Raw genomic sequence first — 13235 nt, forward strand, 5'->3', positions numbered from 1 at the left:
GCGAGCAGGCTCGCTCCCACTTTTGAATACCTGTGGATAAAAATCAGGCAAAAAAAGCGCCGCCATCCCGGCAGCGCTTTTACCAATCCCTATTGTTCTTATCCTTCCATCACATCCCACAAGGCTTCCAGCTCGGCCTCGCTGAACAGGCCAGCGGGGTAACGCTCGATCATCATCCGGCGCGGATCAGGTTGTCTGATCTGACGCGTTCCATTGGACTTCAACCAGTGCGCGACAAGCTGGAGCGATTCGCCGTTGACGGCCATGGGATGCACAGTCCGCTCGCTGATTACGTTCACTTCGGCGTTCATTTCAGCGCTCTCTCCCCGTTCGTGAGCGGCTACGTTATCCAAGGTTTGTGACAGAACTGTTGAAGTTCCCCGCCCTCCCTAGTGCATAAGGAGCAATACAAGAGCTATGCCAAGGCGACTCGAATGTCGACCGGCGGATACAAACAAGCCCGCGGTCCTGACGGGCCGCGGGCTTGCTTTGATGCAGAGCGAGCTAATCATTGCCTGGCTGATTTGTGAATCAACTCAAGCTGTTACGACTCAACTCACTCTTTGTGCGGCGCTGGCTGCTGTTGGGTAAGGCAGTGAATATTGCCGCCACCCAGTAACAGTTCGCGGCCCGGCACCATCACTACTTCGTGTTGCGGGAACAGCTTCTGCAGGATTTCCCTGGCCGGGGCGTCCATCGGGTCGTCGAAGCTCGGCGCGATGATGCCGCCGTTGACGATCAGGAAGTTCACGTAGGAACCGGCCAGACGCACGGAAGGATTGCGCTCCTGCGAACCGTCCACCGCATCGACGCCGGCACACTCTTCTTCGGTCGCGTACAGCGGCCCCGGAATCGGCATTTTGTGCACCGTGAACGGGCGGCCCTTGGCGTCGGTGCTGCTTTGCAGCACTTTCATTGCGGCCTGGCAGCGCGGGTAGTTCGGATCCTGCGGATCATCGGTCCACGCCAGCAGCACTTCGCCCGGACGCACGTAGCAGCAGAAGTTATCCACATGGCCGTCGGTTTCATCGTTGAACAAGCCATCCGGCAACCAGATGATCTTGTCCACGGACAGGTTGTCGCTGAGTACGGCTTCGATTTCTTCGCGGCTCAGGTGCGGGTTGCGATTGCGGTTGAGCAGGCATTCTTCGGTGGTGATCAGCGTGCCTTCGCCGTCGACATGAATCGAACCGCCTTCGAGCACGAAACCTTCGGTGCGGTAACGCGGGCTGCGCTCGATCTCGAGGATCTTGCCGCCGACCTGCGAATCACGGTTCCACGGTGCATACAGGCCGCCATCGAAACCGCCCCAGGCGTTGAAATCCCAGTTCACACCGCGCACTTCACCATGGTTATTGATAACAAAGGTCGGGCCGCTGTCACGAACCCAGGCGTCGTCGCTGGACATTTCCACCACGCGGATATTCGGCACATCGAGGCGCGCGCGGGCGTTTTCGTATTGGCCGGCGGAGACGGCAACGGTGACCGGCTCGAAACGGGCGATGGCTTTGGCCACGGCGGCGTGCGCGGCCTGCGCCGGTTTGCCGCCCAGACGCCAGTTGTCCGGGCGCTCGGGCCAGATCATCCAGGTCTGGGTTTGTGGCGCCCACTCGGCCGGCATGTAGAAGCCGTCGGCGCGCGGGGTACTTTTCAATGTGGTCATCAGGACTCCAGGGAACCGTCGAGGGTTTTCAACGCGCCGTACAGATTCGGTCGGCGGTCGCGGAATGAACCCCACGCGCTGCGAATATGTTCCAGCTCGTCGAGGTTGAACGTGTGCACAAGAATACCTTCTTCGGTTTTATTCAGCTCCTGCACTTTTTCGCCGAACTGGTTGGCGATGAATGAAGAGCCATAGAAGGTGATGTCGTAGCCGTCCTGTTCTTCGTTGCCGATGCGGTTGCTGGCGATCAGCGGCATCAGGTTGGCGCCGGCATGGCCCTGCTGCACCCGCTGCCAGTGATCGCGCGAAGAAATGGTCTTGTCGTGCGGCTCGCTGCCGATCGCGGTCGGATAAAAGAGAATTTCCGCGCCTTGCAAGGCCATGCTGCGCGCCGCTTCCGGGAACCACTGGTCCCAGCAGATGCCGACGCCGATTTTCGCATAACGGGTGTTCCATACCTTGAAGCCGGTGTCGCCCGGGTTGAAGTAATACTTTTCGTGATAGCCCGGGCCGTCGGGGATATGGCTTTTACGATAAATCCCGAGGTTGCTGCCGTCGGCGTCGATGATCGCGATGCTGTTGAAGCGTGCACGCCCCGCCAGTTCGTAGAAGCTGATCGGCAGCACCACTTGCAGCTCTTTGGCGATTTTCCGGAAATGCTTGATGGCCACGTTTTCTTCAACCGTCGTTGCCAGTTGCAGGTAATCCGGATTGGGCTTCTGGCAAAAGTACGGCGCCTCGAACAGTTCCTGGATGAGGATGATCTGCGCGCCTTTGGCGGCGGCTTCGCGGACCAGTCTTTCAGCGGTTTCGAGGTTGGCTTCCAGGTCCCACGAACAGGCCATCTGCGTGGCGGCGACGGTAACGATACGGCTCATGAATCATCTCCGGGCTAGTGCTTTGACGGTCGAAGAATTCGACCGAAAAGAAAACGCGCGCACCGGACAAAAGATCGCCATGCCGGAGCAATGGCAACTTTATAACCGATAAATATCGGCTTTAGAAGCTGTAAAGAAGAAATCTCTCTGTTTGAACGCCAATTAAATCGATACAAATCGGACTTCAGACCGAAAATAAATGTGGGAGCGAGCCCGCTCGAGAATGCGCTGTGTCAGTCACCGCATGTGGCGACTGATACACAGCTTTCGCGAGCAGGCTCGCTCCCACAGGGGATGTGCGTTGCTTAAATGCCTTCGGTAAGCACCCGATCCAGCATATCGACAAAGAAATCCACGCTCTGGCGCGACGTCACCATCGGTGGCTTGATCTTGAGGATGTTCAAATCATCGCCCGTCGGCTGCATGAAAATCCCCAACTCGCGCAGGCGATCACACAGCAACGCAGTCTCGGCGGTTGCCGGTTCCAGTGTCTGCCGATTGCGGATCAGTTCCAGCCCCAGATAAAACCCGGAGCCGTGCACCGCGCCGACCAGCGGATGTTTATCGATCAACGCTTCCAGGCGCGCCTTGAAGTGGCCGCCGACGACCTGGGCGTTTTCCCAGAGCTTTTCTTCCTCCATCACATCGAGCACCGCCATACCAATCTGGCAACTGACCGGACTGCCGCCCGCCGACGAGAAGAAATAGCCTTCGGCCTCCAGCGCCTCCGCGATTTCCCGGCGAGTGATCACCGCGCCAAGTGGCTGACCGTTACCCATGCCCTTGGCCATGGTGATGATGTCCGGCACCACGCCCTGCTCTTCGAAGCCCCAGAAAAAATGACCCATGCGCCCGTAACCGACCTGCACTTCGTCAGCGATGCACACCCCGCCCTGCGCGCGGACCTTTTCATACACCTGCGGCAAATAGCCCGGCGGTAAAGAAATACCCCCGGCATTGCCGTAGACCGGCTCGCAGATGAAACCGGCCAGTTGCCGCTTTTGCTCGGCCAGTTTTTGCAGATGATGCTCGACGCTGCGCACGTAATCCGGCGCCGAATCGGCGCCACGGAATTCGCCGCGATACGTGTTCGGCGCTGGCACTGGGTGCACCCAGTCCGGGCGACTTTCCAGCGCTTTCGGGTTGTCGGCAATCGACGTCGATACCGCATCGGCACCGATCGTCCAGCCGTGATACGCCTCGAGCACACTGATCATGTCGCGCCCGCCGCTGTAGGCCCAGGCCAGACGAATCGCCAGGTCATTGGCCTCGCTGCCGCTGTTGACCAGAAACACACGATCCATGCCCTCCGGCGCCAGCTTCACCAAGCGCTCGGAAAACTCGGCGACCGCCGCGTAGTTGAAGCGCGAATTGGTATTGAGCAACGACCACTGCCGCGCCGCGACCGCCGCCATCCGAGGGTGACCGTGGCCGAGCACGGCGACGTTGTTGAGCATGTCCAGATAGGATCGGCCCTGCATATCAATCAGGTGATTGCGCCAGCCGCGTTCAATGCGCGGCGGGTCAACGTAATAGTGCTTTTGCGTGCGGGCAAAACTGGCATCGCGGCGTTCGAGCAGGGTATTCGCGTCCAGCTCAGGCTCGGCGTCGCAGGCTAGCCCGAGCAGCATCGCCGGTGACGGGCACAACGCCTGCCACGCCGATGCACGGGACGGCGTGCAGAACAGCGGCGCGTCGAGCTCTGCTTCTCGGCACAACTGCACAATCAGCGGCCCAGTGACTTCACCGAGTTTCTGGCCTCTATCCACTGCCACCCCATGTTCAAGAACAGGCGTCACGCCCCACAGGCGAACGCTGAACTGTGGGCCATCGAGTTGCAGCGCACCGTTTGCCGCTTGCTTCAGAATGCCGGCGAACGGTGCTTGCACTTCGGTTCCGGTCGGCACACGCAATTCGACATGCAACGGGAACGTGTCCGGCTCAGTCGCGCTGTCTGGCCGAGTACGTGACAAGCGGTACTGGCCATAACGCGTCGCCGCCAGCCCGTGCACCGCTTCGGCCTCTGTCAGCAAGCGCTGATCAATGCCCGGCTGCTCCCAATTGCCCGCCTCGAAGTGCGGGCTCAACACGCCCAGATCGATCAGCGCGAATTCGCGCCCGACCAATCCGGGCAGCAATGGCGCAAATTCCGGTTTTTCGACCTTCGGCACGGTCTGGCCCACGGCGGTGAGAATCGCCGCTTCCATCAGCGCCTGTGGCACCGATGTCGCGACGTGAAAGATTTCCCACTCGTGACTGAGATTGTCGCGGCTATACGTATTGGTGGGGTCGATGCTCACCTGTTGCTCGCCACTGAGCACCAGCACCGCCGCCCGCGCCACGATCAATGGCCACAGCGCTTGCAGCTCAGCGTACTGCAACGGATTGACCGCGTGATAAGCCTTGACCGCCGGCAGGATGACAAACGGATCGCCATCGGCGTGATGCAGCAAAGCCGCACAGGTCACCGACAGATCGGTGATACGCCAGGTGCGCACCAGATCACCGAAGTCGATCACACCCTGCAACTGCCAATGCCGCTGGGCATCACGCGCCCAGACGACGTTGTCATCGGTGATGTCCATGTGAATCGCCTGCACCGGCAGTTTGTCCAGCAGCGGCTGCAAACGGCGCTCGGCCTGCTCGGCGGCAGCGCTGATCGCCGCACCCTGCTGCGCGTCGGTGATCACCGGCAACAGATGACTGATCAAAGCGTTGGCGTGACGCGCGTCCCACTGCAAGGTGCGTTCAAGACCCGGGTGATCGAAACCTGCCAGGGCCAGATCCATCTCGCCACAGAGTCGGCCAAACCCGGCGACCACGTCTTTGCCAAGATGATCGAAATCGGTCAATGGTTGGCCGTCGATGTACTCCAGCAACCGCACATGCACCGTTTCGCCATTGGCTTGCAACGACAACAGATCTGCACCGTTATTGGCTGCGATGACGCGCGGCACCTTGATCGCCGAGTGCTCGGCCAAGTATTTGAGCCCGGCGTGCTGGGCTTGCAGCTCAACAAGAGCGTAGTCGCCACGACAGACTTTCAGCACGAAGCGTCCACGCTCGCTGTCGACGCGATAATTCAGATCCTGCTGGCTGCCCAGCGCCTGCAACGTGCCGCTGAACCCGTAATATTCGGCCAGCCATTGCAGCGCCTGCGCCTCTGAAACCTGCGGACCGGGCAAACTGGCGCGATGAATCAACGTGGCGAGCGGCATGAAACGACCCCTGAAATTTTATTAGGCGCTTATATCGCCATTGCCTTGGCGGTTACGCAACCCCTTAAGACGTTGCCCGGTCAACCGAAAACGGAAATGCGATCATGAAAGACTTCCAGGCAAACTTTCCTACAAGACTTTCAGATTGTGTTTCAGCGCCGCTCTGTGCAATCTGCGCCCCGAATTCACAGCACGGATGCAAGCCCAAGTCATGTCCCATCGTCGCCTCGCCCTTACCGACAAAAAGGTTCGCAACATCCCTCGCCGCTTACGTGCATTGGCTGCTTGGGCCGCCGATTTCGAGGGATACTTTCCAGCCGACCTCACTCTCGAAGATAAATACTGGAACTGGAAAATTCCGATTCACATGGCGATGGTCGAAGGAAAACAGGCAACGACCGATCTGAAAAGGCAATGTGCCCAGCACTTGATCGACGCGGCGCAGCATCTACGCCTGGCTCGTCCTGAGCATGCGCTTGACTGCAGGGTGGTCGCAGCCATTTGTGTTCCCGGCATGTTTTCCAGCGAAATCTGTATCTATACGGATCTGGAATACCACCGCGGTCACATCCCTGCCTCCGACAGCGAATATGTCGAAACCGGCAAAAGCCTGGCTCAAGAATGGGGTCTTGTGTTGCCAAAGGGCATGGGCGAACGAGGTTTGCGCTACGAGGTTGAAGGCTGGGATGGGCAGACTTATGAAGAGGAACGCTGGTATTTTGGCGAGGTCGATTGACGCTCCGGCGTAGTCCGCACTCGCGCCCCGCAGCGCTTTGCGCAAGAATGTCGGCCATTCAAACCTGTCTATGGAAATCCCCATGAATGTCATCACCACCGATCTGCCCGGTGTTCTGATCATCGAACCCAAGGTGTTCGGCGACGAGCGTGGTTTTTTCTACGAGAGTTTCAATGCCAAGGCGTTTCAGGACGCTACCGGTCTGGAAACGCAGTTTGTGCAGGACAACCATTCGCGCTCGCAAAAAGGCGTGCTGCGTGGTCTGCATTACCAGTTGCAGAACACCCAGGGCAAGCTGGTTCGTGTGACCGCGGGTGAAGTGCTCGATGTGGCGGTGGACATCCGTCGCAGCTCGCCGCATTTCGGCAAATCGGTGGCGGTGCGCCTGTCGGCGGAAAACCATCGTCAGCTATGGGTACCGGAAGGTTTCGCTCACGGTTTCGTGGTGCTGAGCGAGTTCGCCGAGTTCCTCTACAAGACCACCAATTATTACGACCCGTCTTCCGAGCGCAGCATTCGCTGGGACGACCCGGCGCTGGGCATCGACTGGCAACTGGACGAAGCGCCGAAGCTGTCGGCCAAGGACCAGGCGGCTGCGCTGCTCAAGGACGCTGACGTCTTCGCCTGAGGCCGGGCATAATGCGCCTGTCCCTACAGGCGTATCCGGCACATGAAACCACCGCTCCCCCGCAGACCCCGCTGGCGCAGCCTCGCACTGTTGGCCCTGTGCCTGGCGCCGCTGCTGTGGCCGCTGGAGCACCTCGCCGAGCGCTATTACCGCAGCGAACTCGCCGGACAGAATCGCCAGACCCTCGACCTCTACGTCGCCAATCTGCTCGGCACCCTGCATCGCTATGAAGTGTTGCCGCAGATTCTCGGCGATCTGCCGGCCCTGCGCGCGGTGCTCGGTGCGCCGGACGACGGCGTGACCCAAGGCAACGCCAATCGCCTGCTGAAAAACATCGCCGCGCAGACCGGCGCTGAAGTCATGTACCTGATGGACACATCCGGCCAGACGCTGGCGGCGTCGAACTGGGACAAACGCGACAGCTTCGTCGGCCGCAACTTCGCTTTCCGCCCGTATTTCAGCGAAGCCATGGCCGGGCGCCTCGGACGCTTCTTCGGCCTCGGCACCACTTCGGCCAAACGCGGCTACTTCTTCGCCGCTGCCGTGCGCAACGGCGAGAAAATCATCGGCGTGCTGGTGATCAAGGTCGACCTCGACCATACCGAAAGCCTGTGGGGCAAAACCCCGGAACAATTGCTGGTGACCGACCATAACGGCGTGGTCATCCTGACGTCGCGCCCGGAATGGCGTTTCCGGTCCACTCGCGAGTTGAGCGATGCCGAGCGCGCCGCGATCACTGCGATCCAGCCCTACCCGACCCGTGAACCCCGGCCGCTTAACCTGAGCGCCGACGCCTGGCTGACGCAGACCCACGACATCGCCGAAACCGGCTGGAGCGTGAGCATTCTCGCCCCGCGCACGCTGATCGATCGTCCGGTGCGCACGGTAGTTGCGATCGGCGGCGCCACGCTGTTGGTGGTGATGCTGCTGGTGGGTTTGATGATGCAACGTCGCCGGCATTATCTGGAGCGCATCGCCTTCGAGGCCAAAGCGCGCCGCGAACTGGAAGGTCGGGTGGCTGAACGTACCAGCGATCTGGAGGGCCTCAACCGGCGTTTGAAGCAGGAAGTGCTCGAGCGTGAGCAGGCGCAGCAGGAGCTGGTGCGCGCCCAGGACGATCTGGTCCAGGCGGGCAAATTGTCGGCGCTGGGGACCATGTCGGCGAGCATCAGTCACGAACTCAATCAACCGCTGGCGGCGATTCGCAGCTATGCGGAAAACGCCGAAGTGCTGCTCGATCATCAGCGCACCGAGGACGCGCGCGGCAACCTCAAGCTGATCAGCGAACTGACCGGGCGCATGGCCTCGATCATCGCCCACCTGCGCGCCTTCGCCCGCCGCGATCGCCACGCACCGGAAAGCGTCGCCCTGCAACCGGCGCTGGACGATGCGCTGGCATTGCTGGCCAAACGTCGGCGCAGCATGGAAGTCGAACTTATCCGCGACTTGCCCGCAGCCACGCTGTGGGTCGAGGCCGGCGAAACCCGCTTGCGTCAGGTGCTGGGCAATCTGCTGGCCAATGCTCTCGATGCGCTCACCGAAAAAGGCCCGCCGCGCAAATTGTGGCTGAGTGCCGAAGCCACCGCCGACGGCGTCAATCTGTACATTCGCGACAACGGCCCCGGGTTCTGCATGGAAGCTCTTGGCCGCGCCAGCGAGCCCTTTTACACCACCAAGACCCGCACCCAGGGTCTGGGTCTGGGACTGGCCATTTGTGAAACGCTGATGCGCGCCTTTGGTGGCGAGCTGTCGTTCGCCAACCACAAACAAGGCGGTGCCCTGATCACCCTGCGCCTGCGCGCCGGCGCGCCCGGAGTCAGCCTGCAACCGTCCGAGGATCGAAGTGCATGACCATCGACAATCGCATCCAGGTAGTGTTGATCGACGACGATCCGCACTTGCGCCAGGCTCTCGGCCAGACCCTGGACCTGGCCGGCCTGAAAATCCTGCCGCTGTCCGAAGCCAAAGGGCTGGCGGCACAGCTTGAGCGTGACTGGCCGGGGGTGGTGGTCAGCGACATCCGCATGCCGGGCATGGACGGCCTCGAGCTGCTCAGTGAATTGCACGCACAGGATCCCGAGTTGCCGGTGCTGCTGATCACCGGCCATGGCGACGTACCGCTGGCAGTGCAAGCGATGCGCGCCGGCGCTTACGACTTTCTGGAAAAACCCTTTGCCAGCGATGCACTGCTCGACAGCGTCCGTCGCGCCCTCGCGCTACGGCGGCTGGTGCTGGACAACCGCAGCCTGCGTCTGGCCTTGAGCGACCGCAACGAATTGAGCGCGCGGCTGGTCGGCCATTCGACGCCGATGCTGCGCCTGCGTGAGCAGATCGGTGCGCTGGCGGCGACCAAGGCTGACGTGCTGATCCTCGGCGAAACCGGTGCCGGCAAAGAAGTCGTGGCCCGCGCGCTGCACGACTTGTCGAGCCGCCGCAACGGTCCGTTCGTAGCGATCAACGCCGGCGCCCTGGCGGAATCGGTGGTGGAAAGCGAGCTGTTCGGTCACGAACCCGGCGCTTTCACCGGCGCGCAGAAACGCCGCATCGGCAAATTCGAATTCGCCAACGGCGGCACGCTGTTTCTCGACGAAATCGAAAGCATGAGCATAGACGTGCAAGTGAAGCTGCTGCGCATGCTGCAGGAGCGCGTCGTCGAACGCCTGGGCGGCAATCAGTTGATCCCGCTGGACATCCGCGTCATCGCGGCGACCAAGGAAGACCTGCGCCAGGCGGCGGATCAGGGTCGCTTCCGCGCCGACTTGTATTACCGCCTCAACGTCGCGCCGCTGCGCATCCCGCCGCTGCGCGAAAGGGGCGAAGACGCACTGGTGCTGTTCCAGCACTACGCTGATGAAGCCAGCGCCCGCCACGGCTTGCCCCCCCACGAACTGCAACCGGCACACCGCGCCCTGCTGCTGCGCCACACCTGGCCGGGCAATGTACGTGAACTGCAAAATGCCGCCGAACGCTTCGCCCTCGGGCTTGAACTGGCACTGGACAACAGCGCTGATGGCAGCGGTGGCACGCCGGTAGAAGTGGTCAGTGGCGGCCTCAGCGAGCAAGTGGAAAACTTCGAGAAATCGCTGATCGCCGCCGAGCTGGCGCGCTCGCACAGCTCGGTGCGCAGCCTCGCCGAAGCCTTGGGTATTCCGCGCAAGACCCTGCATGACAAGCTGCGCAAACACGGTCTGAATTTCGGCGACAGCAGCCACGGGGAAGACCACGAATGAGCAGCGCAAGCGAATACCTGCAAACGGTGCTGCATCACGACATTCCGCTGACCGCCGAGATGGGCCTCAAAGTGCTCGAGTGGCGTGAGCAGCAATTGAGCCTGCACCTGCCGCTTGCGCCCAACGTCAATCACAAGAGCACCATGTTTGGCGGCAGCCTCTACTGCGGCGCGGTGCTGGCCGGCTGGGGCTGGTTGCATCTACGTTTGCAGGAAGAAGGGATTACTGACGGACACATCGTCATTCAGGAAGGGCAGATCAGTTATCCGCTGCCGGTGACCGGGGACGCCGTGGCGATCTGCCCGGCATCGGATGCCGCGGTGTGGAAGCGGTTTGTGGCGATGTATCGGCGATACGGACGGGCGCGGTTGACGCTGGATACGCGGATCCTGAATGCGGGAAGCGAGGACGATGCGGTGAGATTTACCGGGCAGTACGTTTTGCACCGTTGAAGATCAACAGCCCCTCACCCTAGCCCTCTCCCGAGGGAGAGGGAACCGATACGGGGATGCTACACATTTACGTCGACCTGAACTGCTTCGCCGAATCCACAATCGACTCGATTCTCCAGGACAATGCATAGCGCCAGACAACTCGGTCGGCTCCCTCTCCTGGGGGAGCGGGCTGGGTGAGGGGAATTGCGGATCAGGCAGTTAGCCTCGGGCCAACTCCAACAACCGCGCGCGCCACGCAGCCTTCGCCGGCAGCGCCAGAAAGAACTCGTTCAACAGCGATTCTCGCGGCGGATAACTGAACGCCTCGCCGCTCAGATCCAGCACCTCGCCCCCCGCGCCTTCCAGCACGCCCTGCGCTGCCGCCGTGTCCCACTGCGAAGTCGGCGCCAGTCGCGGATAGCAATCAGCAGCACCTTCGGCCAATAGACAGAACTTCAAGGAACTGCCGATATTGGCCAGTTGCAGCTCACCAAGACTGGCGCTCAACCCGGCCAGCAAACGCTCTTGCTCGGGACTTGAATGTCGGCGGCTGGCCACCACGGTAAACGCCTCGCCCGGCGCAGGCACATCGCGCACCTGAATCGCCGTCGGCGTACCGCCCTCGTCGCCACGCCAGGCTCCAAATCCGGCACCGCCGACGTAAAAACGACCGTTGGTCGGCATCGTCACCACGCCAAATACCACCCGGCCATTTTCGATCAGCGCGATGTTGACGGTGAATTCCTCGCTACCGCTGATGAACTCCTTGGTGCCGTCCAGCGGATCCACCAGCCACCAGCGCTGCCAACCGGTGCGCACGCTTTGCGGGATGTCGGCGTCCTCTTCCGAGAGCACCGGAATGCTCGGATCCAGCGCCGTCAGCCCGGCAACGATAAGGTGATGCGCAGCCAGATCGGCAGCCGTCACCGGCGAATCATCGGACTTGGCCGTGACTTCGACGCCGGCACGCCAGAACGGCAGAATCGCCTCGCCAGCCTGTAAAGCCAGCGCAACCACAGGTGCCATCAGCGGATGGGGAAAATTCATCGACGTCTCACTCATAGCTGAACACCCCGCGCTGGCTCAGCAGGTCGCGGGTCAAATACAGCGCCGCCAACGCGCGGCCCTCGGAAAATTGCGGATTCTGCGCCAGTGCCGACAGTTCGCGCAGGTTGACCTTGTCGACCCGCATCGGCTCCGGCTCATCACCTTCCAGCCGCTCTTCATACAGGTCGGTGGCCAGCACCACTTGGATTTTCTGGCTCATGTAACCGGGCGACAGCGACAGCTCGGTCAGATGCTCCAGTTGACGCGCGCCATAACCGGCCTCTTCCTTGAGCTCCCGCTCGGCCGCCGCCAGCACGTCCTCGCCCGGCTCGATCAGGCCTTTGGGCAGAGACAGTTCGTATTCGTCGGTGCCGCCGCAGTATTCCTCGATTAACACTGCGTGTTCGGCATCAAGCATCGCGACGATCATCACCGCGCCATAACCCGCGCCCTTGCCGACCAGACGCTCGTAAGTACGCTCCACGCCATTGGAAAATCGCAGCTTGAGTTCTTCGACGCGAAACAGGCGACTGGTGGCGACGATCTCGCGGGCGAGTACGGTGGGTTTCTGGCGCATGCAAAGCTCCTTGGCGTGAACGCGCTACTATAACGCGGCTTTCCCGATTGTTTGCGTCGGATATCCTTTCACCGTTCGAGACGTTGCCATGCCTTCTTTACCGTGGTCCGACATCGATACCGTTCTGCTCGACATGGACGGCACGCTGCTGGATCTGCACTTCGACAACCATTTCTGGCTCGAACACCTGCCCCAGCGCTACGCCGAGCTGCACGGCATCAGCCGGGCCATGGCCGAGCTGGAATTGCAGCCGCTGTTCGAGCGCCACGCCGGCCAGTTGCAGTGGTATTGCCTGGATTTCTGGAGCGCGGAACTGAAATTGTCGGTGCGTGAACTGAAACAGGAAACCGCCCACTTGATCGCCCTGCGCGCGGATGCCGATACCTTTCTCGATGCAATCAAACGCGCCGGCAAACGGGTGATCATGATCACTAATGCACACCGCGATTCGCTGTCGTTGAAACTGGAACGGATCGAACTCGCACCATACTTCGAGCGGCTGATCAGCTCGCACGACTATGGTTATCCCAAGGAGAACCCGCAGTTCTGGGATGCCTTGCAGGCGGACATCGGTTTTGATCCGGCGCGCAGCCTGTTTATCGACGACACCTTGCCGATCCTGCGCAGTGCACGGGATTTTGGCGTGGCGCACTTGCTGGCGGTGAAAGAACCGGACAGCCGCAAAGGGCCGAAAGACACAGCGGAGTTTGCCGCAGTCGAGGATTACCGGGATTTGATTGCAGGGCTTTGACCCCGCGTTGCTGCCATCGCGAGCAGGCTCGCTCCCACACCGAAATACGTTTCAAATGTGGGAGCGAGCCTGC

The 13235-nt window shown here is 61.1% G+C and carries 12 protein-coding genes; 6 read left to right on the top strand and 6 right to left on the bottom strand.

Translation table 11 applies throughout. The features are described from left to right. Positions 1 to 98 precede the first annotated feature (98 nt). The 4 genes from D8U61_RS22725 to D8U61_RS22740 all read right to left on the bottom strand — a co-directional run bounded on the left by D8U61_RS22725 (position 99) and on the right by D8U61_RS22740 (position 5759). Positions 99 to 311, bottom strand: coding sequence for a hypothetical protein (locus D8U61_RS22725; RefSeq protein ID WP_016772156.1), 213 nt, complete (start codon positions 309 to 311; stop codon positions 99 to 101). A gap of 245 nt (positions 312 to 556) precedes the next feature. After that, positions 557 to 1663 carry an agmatine deiminase gene (gene aguA / locus D8U61_RS22730; RefSeq protein WP_122508430.1) on the bottom strand — a complete coding sequence of 369 codons (1107 nt, stop codon included), beginning with the start codon at positions 1661 to 1663 and terminating at the stop codon, positions 557 to 559. After that, positions 1663 to 2541, bottom strand: a complete 879-nt coding sequence (aguB, locus tag D8U61_RS22735; RefSeq protein ID WP_016772158.1) for an N-carbamoylputrescine amidase — start codon at positions 2539 to 2541, stop codon at positions 1663 to 1665. Before aguB ends, aguA begins: the two co-directional genes overlap by 1 nt. Before the next feature lie 305 nt (positions 2542 to 2846). Next, on the bottom strand, positions 2847 to 5759 hold the full coding sequence (locus D8U61_RS22740) for an aminotransferase (protein WP_130927698.1): 2913 nt from the start codon (positions 5757 to 5759) through the stop codon (positions 2847 to 2849). 211 nt (positions 5760 to 5970) lie between these two features. Here D8U61_RS22740 and D8U61_RS22745 point away from each other — a divergent pair, with 211 nt between their 5' ends. From D8U61_RS22745 to D8U61_RS22765, 5 genes are all read left to right on the top strand, one after another. Then, positions 5971 to 6495 carry a DUF3916 domain-containing protein gene (locus D8U61_RS22745; protein ID WP_083387087.1) on the top strand — a complete coding sequence of 175 codons (525 nt, stop codon included), beginning with the start codon at positions 5971 to 5973 and terminating at the stop codon, positions 6493 to 6495. An 82-nt stretch (positions 6496 to 6577) separates the two neighbouring features. Further along, positions 6578 to 7123, top strand: a complete 546-nt coding sequence (rfbC, locus tag D8U61_RS22750) for a dTDP-4-dehydrorhamnose 3,5-epimerase (protein ID WP_016772161.1) — start codon at positions 6578 to 6580, stop codon at positions 7121 to 7123. Between the two features lie 42 nt (positions 7124 to 7165). Next, positions 7166 to 8974: an ATP-binding protein gene (locus D8U61_RS22755; protein WP_125925814.1), complete on the top strand. Its 1809-nt coding sequence runs from the start codon at positions 7166 to 7168 to the stop codon at positions 8972 to 8974. Beyond that, positions 8971 to 10353, top strand: a complete 1383-nt coding sequence (locus tag D8U61_RS22760) for a sigma-54 dependent transcriptional regulator (protein ID WP_125925815.1) — start codon at positions 8971 to 8973, stop codon at positions 10351 to 10353. Before D8U61_RS22755 ends, D8U61_RS22760 begins: the two co-directional genes overlap by 4 nt. Beyond that, the gene (locus tag D8U61_RS22765; protein ID WP_125925816.1) at positions 10350 to 10805 is read left to right on the top strand and encodes a YiiD C-terminal domain-containing protein; all 456 of its coding nucleotides are present in this window, start codon (positions 10350 to 10352) and stop codon (positions 10803 to 10805) included. The genes D8U61_RS22760 and D8U61_RS22765 overlap by 4 nt, the downstream gene beginning before the upstream one ends. Before the next feature lie 201 nt (positions 10806 to 11006). On the opposite strand, the gene cysQ is transcribed toward D8U61_RS22765, so the two are convergent. Beyond that, complete coding sequence (cysQ, locus tag D8U61_RS22770) at positions 11007 to 11834, bottom strand: 3'(2'),5'-bisphosphate nucleotidase CysQ (RefSeq protein ID WP_125925887.1); 828 nt, start codon at positions 11832 to 11834, stop codon at positions 11007 to 11009. 7 nt (positions 11835 to 11841) lie between these two features. Next, entirely contained in the window at positions 11842 to 12411 is a 570-nt protein-coding gene (gene nudE, locus D8U61_RS22775) for an ADP compounds hydrolase NudE (protein WP_016772166.1), read from the bottom strand. A gap of 88 nt (positions 12412 to 12499) precedes the next feature. Here nudE and yrfG point away from each other — a divergent pair, with 88 nt between their 5' ends. Continuing rightward, positions 12500 to 13162 carry a GMP/IMP nucleotidase gene (yrfG, locus tag D8U61_RS22780; RefSeq protein ID WP_071174081.1) on the top strand — a complete coding sequence of 221 codons (663 nt, stop codon included), beginning with the start codon at positions 12500 to 12502 and terminating at the stop codon, positions 13160 to 13162. Positions 13163 to 13235: the final 73 nt, after the last annotated feature.

It is taken from the genome of Pseudomonas sp. Sample_14 (genome assembly GCF_004307515.1).
Classification (GTDB): Bacteria; Pseudomonadota; Gammaproteobacteria; order Pseudomonadales; family Pseudomonadaceae; genus Aquipseudomonas; species Aquipseudomonas atacamensis.